The organism is Pontibacter burrus, assembly GCF_010686685.1.
In the GTDB taxonomy this organism is placed as follows: Bacteria; Bacteroidota; Bacteroidia; order Cytophagales; family Hymenobacteraceae; genus Pontibacter; species Pontibacter burrus.
Genome location: NZ_JAAGWD010000001.1, coordinates 575,050 through 591,380 on the forward strand (window position 1 = coordinate 575,050; position 16,331 = coordinate 591,380).

Annotated in this window: 12 protein-coding genes; 8 read left to right on the forward strand and 4 right to left on the reverse strand. The window is 47.2% G+C overall.

Features of this window, described 5'->3' with window-relative positions; translation table 11 throughout:
• Nucleotides 1-31: 31 nt before the first annotated feature.
• Entirely contained in the window at nt 32-2,143 is a 2,112-nt protein-coding gene (ppk1, locus tag GXP69_RS02635) for a polyphosphate kinase 1 (RefSeq protein WP_163912032.1), read from the reverse strand.
• A gap of 78 nt (nt 2,144-2,221) precedes the next feature.
• The gene (locus GXP69_RS02640) at nt 2,222-2,716 is read right to left on the reverse strand and encodes a SixA phosphatase family protein (protein WP_163912035.1); all 495 of its coding nucleotides are present in this window, start codon (nt 2,714-2,716) and stop codon (nt 2,222-2,224) included.
• Between the two features lie 279 nt (nt 2,717-2,995).
• On the opposite strand from GXP69_RS02640, the gene GXP69_RS02645 reads away from it, so the two are divergent.
• From GXP69_RS02645 to GXP69_RS02675, 7 genes are all read left to right on the forward strand, one after another.
• Nucleotides 2,996-3,664 (forward strand): heme exporter protein CcmB, encoded by a 669-nt coding sequence (locus GXP69_RS02645; protein WP_204281917.1) that lies wholly within the window; start codon nt 2,996-2,998, stop codon nt 3,662-3,664.
• A gap of 129 nt (nt 3,665-3,793) precedes the next feature.
• Nucleotides 3,794-4,459 carry a cytochrome c biogenesis protein CcsA gene (gene ccsA, locus GXP69_RS02650; RefSeq protein ID WP_163912038.1) on the forward strand — a complete coding sequence of 222 codons (666 nt, stop codon included), beginning with the start codon at nt 3,794-3,796 and terminating at the stop codon, nt 4,457-4,459.
• Nucleotides 4,446-4,715 (forward strand): CcmD family protein, encoded by a 270-nt coding sequence (locus GXP69_RS02655; RefSeq protein ID WP_235925535.1) that lies wholly within the window; start codon nt 4,446-4,448, stop codon nt 4,713-4,715. The genes ccsA (GXP69_RS02650) and GXP69_RS02655 overlap by 14 nt, the downstream gene beginning before the upstream one ends.
• A gap of 94 nt (nt 4,716-4,809) precedes the next feature.
• Nucleotides 4,810-5,241 carry a cytochrome c maturation protein CcmE domain-containing protein gene (locus GXP69_RS02660; RefSeq protein WP_163912041.1) on the forward strand — a complete coding sequence of 144 codons (432 nt, stop codon included), beginning with the start codon at nt 4,810-4,812 and terminating at the stop codon, nt 5,239-5,241.
• Nucleotides 5,242-5,315: 74 nt separating this feature from the next.
• Nucleotides 5,316-7,928 carry a cytochrome c biogenesis protein CcsA gene (ccsA, locus tag GXP69_RS02665; protein ID WP_163912044.1) on the forward strand — a complete coding sequence of 871 codons (2,613 nt, stop codon included), beginning with the start codon at nt 5,316-5,318 and terminating at the stop codon, nt 7,926-7,928.
• Between the two features lie 125 nt (nt 7,929-8,053).
• Nucleotides 8,054-9,196 carry a glycosyltransferase family 61 protein gene (locus GXP69_RS02670; RefSeq protein WP_163912046.1) on the forward strand — a complete coding sequence of 381 codons (1,143 nt, stop codon included), beginning with the start codon at nt 8,054-8,056 and terminating at the stop codon, nt 9,194-9,196.
• Between the two features lies 1 nt (nt 9,197).
• The gene (locus GXP69_RS02675) at nt 9,198-9,974 is read left to right on the forward strand and encodes a Rossmann-like and DUF2520 domain-containing protein (protein WP_163912048.1); all 777 of its coding nucleotides are present in this window, start codon (nt 9,198-9,200) and stop codon (nt 9,972-9,974) included.
• 105 nt (nt 9,975-10,079) lie between these two features.
• Here GXP69_RS02675 and GXP69_RS02680 read toward each other — a convergent pair whose 3' ends face one another.
• Complete coding sequence (locus GXP69_RS02680; RefSeq protein WP_163912050.1) at nt 10,080-12,548, reverse strand: outer membrane beta-barrel family protein; 2,469 nt, start codon at nt 12,546-12,548, stop codon at nt 10,080-10,082.
• A 263-nt stretch (nt 12,549-12,811) separates the two neighbouring features.
• Nucleotides 12,812-13,339 (reverse strand): RNA methyltransferase, encoded by a 528-nt coding sequence (locus GXP69_RS02685; RefSeq protein ID WP_163912051.1) that lies wholly within the window; start codon nt 13,337-13,339, stop codon nt 12,812-12,814.
• A 361-nt stretch (nt 13,340-13,700) separates the two neighbouring features.
• On the opposite strand from GXP69_RS02685, the gene mutS reads away from it, so the two are divergent.
• On the forward strand, nt 13,701-16,325 hold the full coding sequence (mutS, locus tag GXP69_RS02690) for a DNA mismatch repair protein MutS (protein ID WP_163912053.1): 2,625 nt from the start codon (nt 13,701-13,703) through the stop codon (nt 16,323-16,325).
• Nucleotides 16,326-16,331 lie beyond the last annotated feature (6 nt).

Sequence of the window (16,331 nt, forward strand, 5' to 3'; positions counted from 1 at the left end):
AAGGCTGCCTACTACGGGCAGCCTTCTTTGTTTATAGTTTCGCGTTAGGCGTTGATTTACCTTTTGCTTTGGTTGTTAGTAGACCTTGCAGGTAACTATAGGTAGCATACTGGGCACGTATAGCTTCTTCCGATGTTCCCTCTACATAGCTGTTATCCACGTGCCTCGACTTCACATTGTCGTTGCGTTGCATGTCTATAATGGTGCGAACCTGCTCTACCAGATCCGGCTGGTATAATGGAAAGGCAACTTCTACACGTCTGTTCAGGTTGCGCGTCATCCAGTCGGCGGAGGCTACATAGTATTTCTCGTCGCCATTGTTATGGAAGATGTAGATACGGGCATGCTCCAGGTACCGATCTACGATGCCTTTTACCGTAATATTCTCGCTCAGGCCCTGAACGCCTGGCACCAGGCAGCAGATGCCCCGCACCAGCAACTCGATTTTTACACCTGCCTGGCTGGCTTCGTATAGTTTCCGGATCATTTTCTCGTCCTGCAGCGCATTCATTTTCAGGGTCATGGAAGCCGGTAGCCCTTTCTTCGCGTTTTTCATTTCCTGGTTGATCAGGTCGGTGAAGCGTTCGCGCATGTTTATCGGCGCCATCAGCAGGTGTTCAAAGTTCTTGTCAGGCTGGCGATCTATAAAGAAATTGAAAACCTGTTCCACATCTTTTGTAAGCCGCCTGTCGGTAGTGAACAAGGCATGATCGGCGTAAATCTTGGAAGTGTCTTCGTTATAGTTGCCCGTGCTCAGATAGGCATAGCTTACCAGTTTTCCATTCTCGTTGCGCGTAATTAGTCCGAGCTTGGAATGCACTTTCAGGTCTGGCATACCCAGTATCACGTTGGCGCCGGCCTTCTGTAGTTTGCCTGCCCAGTATATGTTTGATTCCTCGTCAAAGCGGGCTTTCAGTTCTACAACTACAGTTACCAGTTTCCCGTTTTTGGCAGCTTTTGTAAGGGCTTTGGCAATCGCAGACCCATCGGCCACGCGGTATAAGGTAGCGCTGATAGCGGTTACGGCCGGGTCGTTGGCGGCCTCATTAAACAGCTTTACTGCATAGTCGAATTTCTGGTAAGGATAGTGCACCAGGTAATCCTGCTTCTGCATGGCGGCCAGCAGACTTGGCTCCTTTTCGAGCAACGGGTGTGGCAGGTTAGGTTGCGGCTCATACTTAAGCTCCGGCATGTTAAAATCCGGGAAGCCGAAAAAGTCGCGGAAGTTGTGATATTTGCTACCCTCTACCAATTCTTCTTCTGTTATGCCGGTGTGTGCCATTATTGCATCGAGTAGCGCCTGAGGTGTTTCAGGGTCATAAAGCAGGCGCGATGGCGTACCAATCTCACGTTTCTTCAGTCCTTTTTTGATCTTCGTCATCAGGTTTGCCGATACGTCTTCTTCAATATCCAGCTCCGCATCCCGCGATACTTTTACCGCATGTGCTTCAAACTCGGTATAGTCCGGGAACAGTAGCGGCAGGCAGGCCCGGATGGCATCGTCTATAAACATCACATACCGGTTATCCTTCTGGGTAGGTAATTTTATAAAGCGGCTGCCGTGTTTTTTGGTAGGTACCTCCAGCATAGCAAACTGCTCCGGGCGGGCAGTATCTTTTTTAGGAGCGCTCATTTGTACACCCAGGTATACGGTCTGGTCTTTCAGGAAGAAATGCGTCTCAGTTTCATCCATGAGCATAGGCACCAGCAGCGGTTGCAGGTTCTCTTTAAAGTAGCTGGTAATGAACTTACGCTGCGTTGAAGTCAGCTCCTGCTCTGTTATAAGATGTATCTTTTCTTTTTTGAGATCTGTCAGTATGCCGTCCCGGAACATCTTACCAAATTCGTCCTGCTGGCGCTGTACTTCTTCCAGTACCAGGTCCAGGGTTTCGGCAGGGTCGTCATCTAGTTTCTCTATCGTTTTGCGCTTTAGCCTTACCAGGCGTTTAAGGGTTGCCACGCGCACTTTAAAGTATTCGTCCAGGTTAGACGAGAAAATGGCCATGAATTTGATGCGTTCAAGCAATGGTACCCGTTTATCGCGGGCCTCCTGAAGTACTCTATAGTTAAAAGCAAGCCAGCTGAGTTCCCGGTTCAGAAAAACGGGCTCCTGTATCTGCTTCTTTTTTTTCTCTTTTTCCATCTTTGTAGTTGTTGTACTGTAAGGGTAGCAGTATAGGTGGTGCAACTATAGCCGGTTGCGCTGTATAGTTGCGGCTTGTTATTCGTAATTCTTCGGGAAATCGAAGAACAGGAAGTCGGCGTTGTCGCGGCTGATCTCGTACCAGCTTTCGCAATTAAAGTCCAGGGCAATTATGCCAGCGGTGGGTATGCTGCCTACTACTTCCGGCGAGAGCATGTTGGCAAAATCTGTTACGGCATCGTTGTGCCCTACCAGCATGACGCTTTCTATCTCTACGGGTGTTTCCTGCACTACTTCCAGCAGCGTGTTCTTATCTGCACCGTAAATGCGGTCTTCTATCACAATATCATCGGGGCTATAGCCCAGTTCTTTACCTACCAGGGTGGCAGTAGTAATGGCGCGCACGGCAGGGCTGGACACGATCAGGTCTGGCAACACACCCCGCGACGACAGCTCGCGGCCCATAAGGGGAGCGTCGTTGCGGCCGCGCTTGTTCAGGGGCCTGTCGTGGTCGCTAAGTTCATCAAACTCCCAGCTCGACTTGGCGTGTCTTAATATATATAATGTCTTCATGGGATCGGGATACAATCAGGAACTATAGCATATTCAAAAGTTACTATAGTTCTGTGTCTTTACTGAAAGTGTTGTAAAATTGTTGTGCCAGCGCATCGCCATTGCGTCGTTAAGTAAACCGGATTGCGATATAGTTGTTACAAGCTATAGTTTACTGCCTGATAGAACCTATAGCTTAGTCGGTACAACTATAAACTGCAGTGTGGTTATCAATCTCGCCAAATACTACTTTCCCAAATTTTTGTGTTGTAACTTTGCCGGAAATACACCGAAGCAGTGCTGCTGAAAGAAATTTTATACCTGATACAAAAAGACCTGGTGCTGGAATGGCGGCAGAAGTACGCCTTTAATGGCATGCTGCTGTATGTAGGCAGTACGGTGTTTGTCTGTTACCTGAGCTTTGGCCTTCGACAATTTTCAGCCGACAGCGGCCCCATTTGGAATGCGCTGCTATGGATCATCCTGTTGTTTACATCTGTTAATGCTATTGCCAAAAGCTTTATGCAGGAAAACCGCGGGCGCTTGCTCTACTTCTATTCTATAGTTAGTCCGCAGGGTATTATCCTGGCCAAGATCGTTTACAACTCGCTGCTGATGCTTTTGCTGGCAGTGATCTGCTTCGTTTTCTACGCTTTTGTGCTGGGCAACCCGGTGCAGGATATTCCCATGTTTCTGTTATCGCTGTTGCTGGGGGCCATTGGGTTTTCCACCTCACTAACTATGATTTCGGGCATTGCATCAAAGGCGGCCAACAGCAGTACACTAATGGCTATTCTCAGCTTCCCGGTTATAGTGCCCATGCTGCTGATGCTCATAAAAATGTCGAAAAACGCCATGGATGGGCTGGACAGAGGAGCCAGTCTCGACGAACTGCTTACTTTGCTTGCCATAAATATGATCGTTATCACTGTTTCTTACATTTTGTTCCCGTACCTTTGGCGTTCGTAGAAAAGACTTAAGATACAGGGCTTAAGAAGCAAGATTTCGGGCTGGGAGAAGAACTCAAATTCAGAATAAGAGGTTTTAAATTTTGGGAGATCTGTAACCTGTGTCTAGCATCTAACATCTATACTTTAAATGAAAAATAACTGGTGGAAAATACTGGCCGTACTGCTGCTGATTTTTACAGTAGTAGCCGGTATGTTGTCAGAAGTTCCGAGGCTGGCTATCCTCAACGAGACTATCCGGAATTTATACTTCCATGTACCGATGTGGTTTGGCATGATCCTGATTCTGCTGATATCGGTATTCTACTCTATCAGGTACCTGCGCAATCCAACTATAAAAAACGATGTAATTGCTTACGAAGCGGCCAAGGTGGGAATACTCTTTGGTGTGCTTGGTATAGTTACCGGCATGGAGTGGGCTAAATTTACCTGGGGCGAGTACTGGAGCAACGACCCGAAACAGAACGCTTCTGCTATCGGGCTACTTATTTACTTTGCTTACGTGGTGCTGCGCAGCTCGTTTGCTGAACAGCAGCAGCGTGCCCGCATCAGCGCGGTGTATAACATCTTTGCCTTTGCAGCCCTTATTCCGTTGCTGTTTATACTGCCGCGCCTTACTGATTCGCTGCACCCGGGGAACGGTGGCAACCCCGGCTTTAACGCTTACGACCTGGATAGCCGTCTGCGCATGGTGTTTTACCCTGCCGTTCTGGGCTGGACCCTGCTGGGTATCTGGATCGTGAACGTAAGATCAAGATTTGAAATACTGAGACAACGCTTATATGAAACTGTTTAGAATACTGGCTCTCTGCTGCTTTATGCTTTGCAGTTTGGCCGGCATACAACAAGTGCAGGCACAGCCTGAGCAAACACAGGTGGAATTTTCATCGGCACCTGCGCAAACCGATATAGAGATGGCAGATGTCCTGCGGCAGGATGGTAAGATTTACGTAGTAGTAGTAGTGTTACTGACTGTACTGCTTGGTGTAGTTGCTTACCTCATCACACTGGACCGCAAAGTGGGCAGGCTGGAGAAACAATTTAAAGAATAGCCTGCTGAGCGTATAAAAACAGCACATATTTGGATTTAAAATGCCTGCTTTTGTGTTAGGCTAGCAAACCGGGAAAAACCATAGTTTATACAAGATGAAGAAGTCACACATCATCGGTATCGTTATTATCGCAGCAGCTATCATGATCATTATGTCAACAGCTGGCGATGCAAGTACTTATGTTGATTTTGGCGAAGCAAAAGAGCTGGCCCAGGAAGGAAGTAACGCAAAAGTACACGTAGTAGGTCGTCTGAAAAAAGATGCCCAGGGCCACATCGTCGGGATGAAGTACGACCCGCTGATAGACCCGAACTACTTCTCGTTTATGCTTGTGGATACCAACCGGGTGGAACAACAGGTGGTGTACTTCAACCCTAAACCACAGGATTTTGAACGCTCTGAGCAGGTTGTAATTACCGGTAACATGCAGAACGATGTGTTCATAGCCGATAAAATATTGCTAAAATGCCCGTCTAAGTATGTAGAGACAGAGGTAAAACCTAATACAACTACCGCAGGCTTATAATATTTAGTTGAAAGCAGGGAGTGATATAGTCAGCTCTCTAACTTTCTAACTCTTTAACTTTCTAATTTATAAAGATGATTAATACGCTGATCGGCGATATAGGCCACCTGAGTGTGATTATTGCGTTTGTGGCGGCAATAGTGGCCTCGTATGCATATTTCATGGCTTCGCGCTCTTCTAACACAGCCGAAGACCTGAAGAGCTGGCGCCGTTTTGCCCGCACTGCATTTTATGTGCATAGTGCTGCCGTAATAGTAATTATTTTTGCGCTCTTTAATATTATCTACGAGCACCGCTACGAGTATTATTACGCCTGGAGCCACTCATCCAACCACCTGCCGGTTCATTATATGATCTCCAGCTTCTGGGAAGGACAGGAAGGCTCATTCCTGCTATGGATCTTCTGGCACGTGATACTGGGTGTGGTGCTAATGAACAGCGGTAAGAAAAACAAAGAATGGGAAGCGCCTGTAATGGCCATGTTCTCGTTTGTGCAGCTTTTCCTTACCTCCATGATCCTGGGTATCGTGATTGGTGAAATGAAGATCGGTTCTTCGCCTTTCATCCTGATGCGTGACTTTATGCCAGATGCTCCTGTATTTGCCATGGACCCGAACTTTAAGCCGGAAGATGGTACAGGTCTGAACCCGCTGTTGCAGAACATCTGGATGGTGATTCACCCGCCAACCCTGTTCCTGGGCTTTGCTGCTACCCTGGTGCCTTTCGCGTTTGCTATGGCCGGCCTGTGGAAAAATAAGTTTGGGGAGTGGGTACGTCCTGCCTTGCCGTGGGCGCACTTTGCTGCACTGTCGCTGGGCCTTGGTACTATGATGGGTGCTTACTGGGCTTACGAAACGCTTAACTTTGGTGGCTATTGGAACTGGGACCCGGTAGAGAACGCTGTTTATATTCCGTGGCTGGTGCTGGTTGGTGCGATACATACTATGATCGTTTACCGCAGAAGCAAGCATGGACTGAGAGTAAGTTATATCCTGGTTATAGTTTCCTTTATCCTGATCCTGTATGCTACCTTCCTGACACGAAGCGGTATTCTAGGTAATGCATCGGTACACTCTTTCACTGACTTAGGTCTTTCCGGTCAGCTGTTCACTTACCTGACAGCCTTTGCTGTACTGGCAGTTGGTCTGCTGGCTTACAAGTGGAAACAGATTCCAGCTACAGAAAAAGAACTCTCGACCTACAATGGTGAATTCTGGGTGTTTATTGGTGCGGCAGTTCTCTGCTTGGCAGGTTTCCAGGTACTGACTACTACCTCTATCCCGGTTTACAATTCCTTCCTTGGTTTTATAGGCATAGAATCTAATGCAGCTCTGCCAGCCGATCAGGTAGAGCACTATACCAAGTTCCAACTATGGGCAGGTGTACTAATTGCGGTACTGACAGGTATCGGACAGCTGACCTGGTGGCGCAAAGCAGATAAAACCAGCTTTTTAGATGCCATTACAATGCCGTTGATGCTGACATTGCTGTTTGCGAGCCTTGTAATTATTCTTTCAAACAAGTTTGATGTATTCGATTTCAAATTAGATGATCCGATTTACATTATCCTGTTTGTAACGTCACTGTTTGCTGTATTTGCGAACCTGAGCATTATCCTGAGCCTGCTTCATAAAAAAGTAACGCTGTCTGGTGGTGCTGTTGCACACATTGGTATTGCCCTGATGCTGTTGGGTATCCTGTTCTCTTCAGGCTATTCCAAGATCATCTCAGGTAACACTTCTGGTATGTTGTATTCACGTGAGTTCCCTGATGAAATTAACCGCGACAACGTGTTATTATGGCGCAACGCAGCTACAGATATGGACAAGTACGTGGTAAGTTACCATGGTCAGTACCTGGAAGTTGAGGGCGTGCCGCAATACATAAATAAAGAAATACTTTTCAGAACAGCTGATGAGTATACTGCCATTGCTCGTGCCGATATTAAAGTAAACGATAAGATATACTATAAGACAGGCGACACACTATATCTGCCGTCCCCAGAGAACACATACTACGAAGTAGAATACAAACACCGCGAAACCGGCGATATCTTTGTGCTCTACCCACGTGCACAGGTTAACCCGAACATGGGCTTACTTGCATCTCCTGATATCAAGTCGTTTGCTACTAAGGACCTTTATACCCACGTATCATCCGTGCTTGACCCTAACGAGGAAAGAGAATGGAGCGAGCTGCAGGAATATACCCTAACTATGGGCGATACGCTTATCCTGAACGATTATGTAGCCATCTTTAACGGTGTGGAAGTGATCAAGGAAGTGCCAGGTGTATCTCTGAAAGAAGGTGACGTGGCCGTGCAGGCTGACATGAAAGTGATGGGTGAGAAGAAAACGTATCACGCACATCCGCTTCTGATCTTTAAAGATGGTATGGCCGGCTATTACCCGGAAATCATCGAAGACCTGGGACTGCGCATCATGTTCCTGAACGTTGACCCTGAAAAGCAGGAGTTCAAGATTGGTGTAAATACCACCCAGAAAGATTACATCATCCTGAAGGCAATGGAGAAACCATTTGTTAACATTCTCTGGATCGGTACCATTGTGATGACGATAGGTTTCTTTATGGCCATGGTAAGAAGAGGCGAAGCAGGCGGCGTTAAAACGGCCAAAGCAAATCCAGCCCCAAAAGCTGAGAAAGCTGAAAAAGCACAGGTAGCTTAAAAAGCAAGATCTAATAAACTATAGCAAAAAGGTGGGCTTTGCCCGCCTTTTTGTATTTTGGGGCAACTTAACTATCATTTTGAAAAAAAATTCCAGGGTCTGGTAATCGCAGCAAACAAGAATTTATGGCAACCGGGTTTATTAAAGTACTGAAGCGTAAACTAAACAGTGCATTTTATGTGGCGCTCAGGCTGGTAAACTACTACCCCTACTATGATTACCTGCATGGCAAAGGTGAGAAAGTAAACCTGACGCCGGAATATGAACTCGAGTTTACGCCGGAAGAAAAAGCATTTCTGAAGGCATGTGCAGCCTCCTATAGTTACTTTGATGCTGATTACGCCCTTGGCCATCGTCAGAAAGAGCTCTCGCTTTATAAGCTGAAAGATGTGACCTTCTTTAGTAATACCGGCGTGATTAAAATGGGCGATAAGCTTATAGTTGAGTCCGGGATGAGTGTGGACAGGCTTACACGTTGCAAGGCGTTCAGAGACTTTACCGTAATGTGGCCGCATAGTTACAAAAACGGCATTTACACAACTATACAACATAGCCATTGGGCTGATAATAACATCTCGCTCTGGTTTATAGATAGTTTGCCGAGGGCCTATATACTTTCGCAAACTATAAAAGAGCCTGTAACACTGTTGATGTGGAAAGGTGCTCACCCGTACCAGAAGCATACGATGGAGTATGTGCTCAAGGATTCTCCCCATATCCGGATCAAATACATCAGCAAGCAACACAGAATCCGGATCAGTAATTTTTACATGCCCTCTTTTGTGACATCCTCTTTCAGCGGATACCTGCCGCCAGCAGTTAGTAACTGGCTTAGAGAGGGCGTCTGGAACAGCTACGATATTGTAAGATCAAACCCTAAACAGAGGATATATATAAGCAGATCCAAAGCCAGGTTCCGCCGTTTACTGAATGAGCCGGAAGTGATCCAGCTATTGGAGAAATATAACTTCAGGGTTATCTGGTCAGAAGACCTGGATTACCGGCAGCAAATACAAACCTTTTTTGATGCCGAGGCGATTATCTCACCTCATGGTGCTGGCCTTACCAATTTGTTGTTTGCAGAAAAGGCGCAGGTAGTGGAGTTTCATCAGGCTAATATCATAAAGGGGCGTTATATGCTGCTGAGTAAAGGATTGGAGTTTGATTACTCTCCTATAATAGGAACAGACGGCGATGAGAACGAGGACTTTACCATACCATTAGAGGAACTGAATAAGTGGCTTAACTCCAGATACGGATCATTTTAATATGAACATAACTATAGTTGGTGCTGGCAATGTGGCCTGGCACCTGGCGCAAGCCTTGCAGGAGGCAGGCAACACAATAACTGCTGTATACAGCCGTACGCTGGCAAATGCAGCAGAGCTTGCAATTCGCTTACCGGGGGCTGCAGCAACTGACAGCCTGAATTTTAGTAACACACCCGCAGACATTATTCTGATAGCTGTGCCCGACGGTGCTTTAGCTGATGTGGCCGAAAGAATGAAAGTGCAGCCGCAAACTATAGTTGCCCATACCTCTGGGTCGCAGCCTGTGTCTGTTTTACAAACTATAGCTGCAGCTGGTGTTGGTGTATTTTACCCTGTGCAAACGTTCTCGAAGCGGGTGCCTGTTAACATGCAACAGGTGCCCATCCTAATTGAAGGTACCACAAATGACGCCACGAGCAGGCTGCAACAGCTGGCACAAACTATAAGCAGCAAGGTAGGGCTGGTAAATTCTGAGAAACGGAAGCAGTTGCACCTGGCGGCGGTATTTGCCTGCAACTTTACAAATCATTTGCTGGGAATCAGCCGCGAACTGCTGGCTCAGGCAGGTTTACCCTCCGATCTGTTGCAGCCACTCATTAATGAAACTATAAGCAAGGCAGCAGCACATCATCCTTTTACAGTACAAACCGGACCTGCTGTGCGCAACGACCAGAATGTGATACATGAGCATCTGCAGCTGCTACGAGATAGCCCGGAGCTACAGGAAATATACCGCCAGCTTACCAGAAGCATTCAGCAGAACCGCAAACTATAGTTTCCCACGCAAAATAAAAGGGAGTAGCCAGTTTATACTGCTACTCCCTTTACTCAAACTAACTAACTTGGATTTGCTTGTAGGTTATTGTGTTAGGTACTGGGTTTAAAAGTCATCTTCAAAATCTCCGCCGTTGTTATTGTTCTGGTTACGACGGTTGCGCTGGTTCTCGCCATCGCTGTTAATGCGGTAAGTAAAGCCCAGGTAAACGATGCGGCTCTGGCGACGGTTCTCTATCTCTGATCTAAACTCCGGACCGTAGCTCAGGAAATCGAAACGACGGGTGTTAAACAGGTCTGAGACACGTAACGAGACTGTGCCTTTCTTATTCAGCACTTCTTTTTTCATGCCCAGGTCTGCACTGAACATCTGTTCCATACGGCCTTGTATGTCAGCTCGTGGAGCGCGATAAGATCCTGAAAGCTGTATGTCCAGGTCTTTCCACACCTTCATGTTAGAGTTAAGCTTGGCGCCCCAGTTAAACTGTGCATTGCTCAGCTTTGTATCGTTCTGGGTAGTACTTAGCTCGGTTCTGTAACCAGACCAGCTGGCATTTACGCGCCACCAGTTAGTAATAGGCGAATTGGTGCTGAACTCAAAACCGTAGGATCTGTTATTTGACAGGTTAATGAAGGTGGTCTCTGTACCGGGCTCTCCTTTATCATTTACCATATCAGTTGCCTGACGGAAGCGCTCAATTCCGTCGGTGGTATGGCGGTAGAAAACAGTGGCATTAAGTGAGGCCTGCCCCCAGTAGCGCAGGTAGCCCAGCTCAAGCGAGTTTATAAATTCAGGCTTTAGTTTAGGGTTACCATAGGATATGTTATACACATCGGTAATGTCTACAAATGGGTTCAGGAAGCGGCTGCGCGGCCTGTTTATGCGGCGACTATAGCTGAATTGTACTTTGTTGTCGTCGTTAAAATCGTTGGTTATAAACAGCGTTGGGAAAAGACTGAAATAATCATTGTTGTTTACATCGTCGGCCGTGCGCAGATCGGTTTTAATAAATGTATGTTCTGCTCTTAAGCCCAACTGGTAGGTTAAACTTCTGAACTTGTTGCTATAGTTGGTGTAAACAGAATATACCTGCTGATCGAACACGAAGTGATTACTTTGCTTTGCGTTGAATTCCATATCGCCGGTTTGCATGTTCCGGTTAAAGAATCTCGAGTCTTCGTTCAGGCGCTCGAAAGATGTTCTGAACCCTGCTTCCAGGCGGCTGTTCTCTGAAAAAGGATGCACATAATCCGCTTTGGTCACAAATTCATAGTTCTTGTCATCTACTAAAGTCTCCTCTATAGCAGGTATTGAGTTAATGTCACTACGTCTCTCGTCGAAGAGCGCCGTTTCATCGTCTATATTGGCGTTGTAAACAATATCGGCAGTAAGTTCCTGGCCTTTGCGCTCAAACGTCTGGCGGTAACCCAGTGTCAGGTCCAGTGCGCGCTCATTTTCAACTTCAAATGCATCTCGCGTGCGGGTGCTTTGCAACAGTTGGTTCTCATCCAGAAAGCGGTAGCGGATGTTGTTCGTACTCTCGTCTTCGCTAAAGCGGTATAGTGCCGAAGCTGATATAGTATGGCGGGGTGTCAGGAAATAATCAGCTCCCAGGCGAAAATTATGTGAAATGTCTGTGCTGTTGCGGTCTCCTTCCTGAAAACGGTAGCTAGTGCTGTCTATAATACCGGCTTCGTTCAGGTAATAGTTTGTGGTGTTGTTGCGTTGTGTGCCTGGCCGGGTGCGCTGCCTGAAATCGTATCCTCCGTTTAAGGACCATTTAAAATAGCGATAGTTCAGGTTAAGCGATGTGTTATAGTTGTCGTGGGTGCCGGCCGTAACCGAGGCAGAGCCGTTAAAACCAGGTTTGCGCTCCTTTTTCATTACCAGGTTAATGATGCCGGATGTGCCCTCCGGGTTGTACTTGGAAGAAGGATTGGTGATCAGCTCAATGCTCTCGATCATGTTGGCCGGAATCTGGTCCAGTGGTAGTTCAGATAAAGCAGAGCGCTTGCCATCTATCAGAATGGTAACATTAGTGCTGCCCCGCATACTTACATTTCCGTCTATATCTACGTCAACAGATGGCAGGTTCTGCATTACTTCGGCTACGGTGCCGCTCTGTGCGTTCAGGTCCTGGCTTACGTTTACTACCCGCTTATCCAGGTCAAAATCTACGAGCTGTCGTTGTGCCACTACTTCTACCTCGCTTAGCTGGGTTGAGGTAGGGTCAAGCGAAATGTTGCCCAGCGCTACATTGGCTGATGTGGCTGTAAGGTTGATATTTGGTATAAACCGGGTTGGGTAGCCAACCATGGAAACACGGAGAATAAAACGGCCAGTAGGCACACGATCAAGAATAAACTTTCCCTCCATGTCGGAGGTGGCGCCGGTTACAAGGCTGGAGTCGCCGGCTGTGAGTAGCACTATGTTAGCAAAACCAACCGGTGCTTTGGTGGCGGCATCCTGCAGCGTGCCCGAAACTCTGCCGGAGTTTGAGGTTTGTGCAGCTAAAGCTGCCGGAATAATCAGGAAAAAGAGGACAAGGAACGATTTGTAAAAAGTTGTAATCATGCGTTTTAATTCAGCTCACTTTTATTTTAACGCGCTCACGGATAAGATAGTGTTAAGAATAGCGCAAGTGATTTAAGACAACTAAGACGGGCAAACTATACCACACTATAGCTTCAAAAACCTGAAAGTAGGACAAACAAACGCGGAATAAGTTTAACTACAGATAAAAAATTATGGGTTAAAGCATAAAACTATAGTTTCCAGACAGAAAGTAGCCGGAAACTATAGTTTTTGGTAAGGTGTTGTGGCTGAGTGGCTTGAAGCTATAGTTGCTTGCTCAGGAAATCCCAAACCACTACGCCAGTAGCTACCGAAATATTTAACGAGTGCTTGGTGCCGAACTGCGGAATCTCCAGCACAAAGTCAGAATGATTGATCACTTCCTGCTCCACGCCAAATACTTCGTTACCAAGTACCAGCGCATAATGCAGCCCTGGCTCCGGGATAAAATCATTCAGCTTCAAACTATTCTCTGCCTGCTCTACTGAACCGATCTTATAGTTCTGTTCTTTCAGTTGCTTTACCAGTTGTAATGTATCGGGCACGTGCTCCCATTCCACCGACTCTGTTGCGCCCAGGGCTGTCTTCTCAATATCGCGGTGAGGCGGGGTGCCGGTAATGCCACACAGGTAGATTTTCTCTACCATAAATGCATCGGCCGTGCGGAACACGGAACCCACATTATTCAGGCTCCGAACATTATCCAGCACCAAGACTAACGGTATTTTTTTCTTATTTTTGAATTCTTCAACCGACTCGCGGTTAAGTTCATCCATCGAAAGTTTGCGCATATTTCTGCTGACAAAAGACTGTGTGATAAAAGACAAAAGAACTATAGTTGCTTTTGCCGCTGCAAAGGTCAGGCGGTTTGCTCAGAAATCAAACTATAGTTTAGTTGTTGATTGTTGATGGTTAAATGGATGAGAGATTGGATTAGTTTGAAGTTGGCCGCTCTTTCGGATTTGCAATCCGAAAGTATAGTAGACGCGGATTTGTAATCCGCAATGACAAAGGCAGTAACTATAAGCAAGCAAACGGATATCAGATCCGGAGCAGCGGTTGAAGAAGAGTAAAATTCCCCTCCTGGGAGGGGCTAGGGGTGGGTTTACCCATTCATAATTCTTAATTCAGAATTCATAATTAAACTATAGTATGAAAGGAGAAGGCACTGTAACCCCTTTGATGAAACAATACAATGCAATTAAAGCGAAACATCCGGGGGCGTTGCTGCTATTCAGGGTAGGCGATTTTTACGAAACCTTTGGCGAAGATGCCATCAAGGCCAGTAAGATATTGGATATAGTTTTAACCAAGCGTGGTGCCGGCTCTACTTCCGAAACAGCGCTGGCCGGTTTCCCGCATCACTCCCTGGACACGTATTTGCCTAAGCTGGTGCGCGCCGGTGAGCGCGTAGCCATCTGCGACCAACTGGAAGACCCGAAAACGGTAAAAGGAATTGTAAAGCGTGGCGTAACAGAGCTGGTAACACCAGGCGTGTCGTTTAACGACCAGGTTTTGGAGCGGCGTAGCAACAACTATCTGGCTGCTGTACACTTTGGGAAAACTGAAACAGGTATCTCCTTCCTGGATGTATCGACCGGTGAATTCATCACGGCGCAGGGCGATAGGAACTATATCGGGAAGCTGCTGCAAAGCTTTTCTCCTTCGGAGGTACTGTTCTGCAAACGCGAAAAAGAAACCTTTACCGAGCGCTACGGCCCTGATTTCAGATACTATGCTCTGGAAGAATGGGTGTTTAACTATGACTTCGCCTACGAATCGCTGACCCGCCAGTTTGGGACTACCTCGCTGAAAGGTTTCGGTATTGAAGGCATGGTAGAAGGCATTATTTCCGCTGGAGCTATACTTCATTATTTAGCTGAAACACAACACAAGGAAATCAGCCACATCGCTACTATTTCGCGCCTGGAAGAGGACAAGTATGTGTGGCTGGACAGGTTTACGGTGCGTAACCTGGAGCTGGTGTTTCCGCAGCACCAGGAAGGTGTGCCGCTGATACAGGTGCTGGACCATACGGTAACGCCAATGGGTGCCCGCCTACTGAAGAAGTGGGTGGTATTGCCGCTGAAAGATGTAGCCCAGATAAAACGACGCCTTGATACCGTAGAAGCTCTGACCCAGCACCGCGAACTGCTGAGTGAACTTACTACGCACCTGAAACAGATCAACGACCTGGAGCGCCTGATCTCGAAAGTAGCGGTGCGCCGCGTGAACCCGCGTGAGCTGGTGCAGTTGGCCAAAGCCCTGGATGCTATAGTTCCGATACAGACTGCCCTGGCCCTAAGTAACATTGCCGCCCTGCAGAAACTGGCTGCACAGCTTACGCCCTGCGATGGTCTGCGCGAAGAGATCAAAAACATACTGAAGCCTGAGCCGCCAATGCTCACCAACCAGGGCAACATGATCAACGACGGCATTAATGCGGAGCTGGACGAACTGCGTGCCATCGCTTTTTCAGGCAAAGATTACCTGGCACAACTACAGCAGCGCGAAGTGAAGAACACAGGCATCAGCTCGCTTAAAATAGCCTACAACAAGGTATTCGGGTATTACCTGGAGGTAAGCAACGCGCATAAAGACAAAGTGCCTGCCACCTGGATACGCAAGCAGACGCTGGTAAACGCGGAGCGCTACATAACCGAAGAGCTGAAGACCTATGAAGAGAAGATCCTAAATGCAGAAGACCGCATCTATAGTATAGAGTTTGGCCTGTTTAACGAATTGGTGCTGCACGCCCTGGATTACGTGGCGCAGGTACAGCAAAATGCCAAAGTTATTGGTGTGATCGACTGCCTGAGCTCTTTTGCAACTATAGCTTTGGCGAACAACTATACCAAGCCGGAAGTAAGCGACAGCCACGTGCTTGATATCAAAAAAGGCCGTCACCCGGTTATCGAAAAGCAACTGCCTTTAGGCGAAAGCTATGTGCCGAACGATATTTTCCTGGATAACGAACAGCAGCAAGTGATCATTATTACTGGTCCGAACATGGCCGGTAAAAGTGCCCTGCTTCGCCAGACCGCCCTTATCGTTTTAATGGCGCAGATCGGTTGCTTTGTCCCTGCAGAGGCCGCAACTATAGGCATCATCGATAAGATCTTTACCCGCGTGGGTGCTTCGGATAATTTGTCGAAAGGTGAATCTACGTTTATGGTGGAGATGACCGAAACGGCCAGCATACTGAATAACTTGTCGGACCGTAGTTTAGTGCTGATGGATGAGATTGGCCGTGGTACAAGTACTTACGATGGTATTTCAATTGCCTGGGCAATTGTGGAGCACCTGCATAACCATCCGAAGTTTAAAGCCAAAACGCTGTTTGCCACGCATTACCACGAACTGAACCAACTGGCCGAAGAGCTGGAGCGTGTGAAGAACTATAACGTGTCGGTGCGGGAAGCGGGTGGTAAGATATTGTTTATGCGCAAACTGGTAGAAGGTGGCAGCGAGCACAGCTTTGGTATACATGTGGCCCAGATGGCCGGTATGCCAAACAGCGTGGTGCTACGTGCCGATGAGATCATGCATCACCTGGAAAAGGAAAAAGTATCGGAACAGTCGCCGCAGCAGAAAATGAAGTCGGCTCCGAAAAATAATTTCCAGCTAAGTATGTTTGAGCCTGCCGATCCGCAACTGGTACGCGCCAAAGAACTGCTGGACCAACTGGATATAAACACCATTACCCCAGTAGAAGCCCTTTTAAAACTGAATGAGCTGAAAGGCCTGCTAAAAGAGAAAAGTGAGCCAGCGCGCTAAATAAAA

What these genes read in the sequence shown, in the direction of transcription:
- ppk1 (WP_163912032.1), bottom strand. Translation starts at nt 2,143, where the DNA reads ATGGAAAAAGAGAAAAAAAAGAAGCAGATACAGGAGCCCGTTTTTCTG.
- GXP69_RS02640 (WP_163912035.1), bottom strand. Translation starts at nt 2,716, where the DNA reads ATGAAGACATTATATATATTAAGACACGCCAAGTCGAGCTGGGAGTTT.
- ccsA (WP_163912038.1), top strand. Translation starts at nt 3,794, where the DNA reads ATGAAAAATAACTGGTGGAAAATACTGGCCGTACTGCTGCTGATTTTT.
- GXP69_RS02655 (WP_235925535.1), top strand. Translation starts at nt 4,446, where the DNA reads ATGAAACTGTTTAGAATACTGGCTCTCTGCTGCTTTATGCTTTGCAGT.
- GXP69_RS02660 (WP_163912041.1), top strand. Translation starts at nt 4,810, where the DNA reads ATGAAGAAGTCACACATCATCGGTATCGTTATTATCGCAGCAGCTATC.
- ccsA (WP_163912044.1), top strand. Translation starts at nt 5,316, where the DNA reads ATGATTAATACGCTGATCGGCGATATAGGCCACCTGAGTGTGATTATT.
- GXP69_RS02670 (WP_163912046.1), top strand. Translation starts at nt 8,054, where the DNA reads ATGGCAACCGGGTTTATTAAAGTACTGAAGCGTAAACTAAACAGTGCA.
- GXP69_RS02675 (WP_163912048.1), top strand. Translation starts at nt 9,198, where the DNA reads ATGAACATAACTATAGTTGGTGCTGGCAATGTGGCCTGGCACCTGGCG.
- GXP69_RS02680 (WP_163912050.1), bottom strand. Translation starts at nt 12,548, where the DNA reads ATGATTACAACTTTTTACAAATCGTTCCTTGTCCTCTTTTTCCTGATT.
- GXP69_RS02685 (WP_163912051.1), bottom strand. Translation starts at nt 13,339, where the DNA reads ATGCGCAAACTTTCGATGGATGAACTTAACCGCGAGTCGGTTGAAGAA.
- mutS (WP_163912053.1), top strand. Translation starts at nt 13,701, where the DNA reads ATGAAAGGAGAAGGCACTGTAACCCCTTTGATGAAACAATACAATGCA.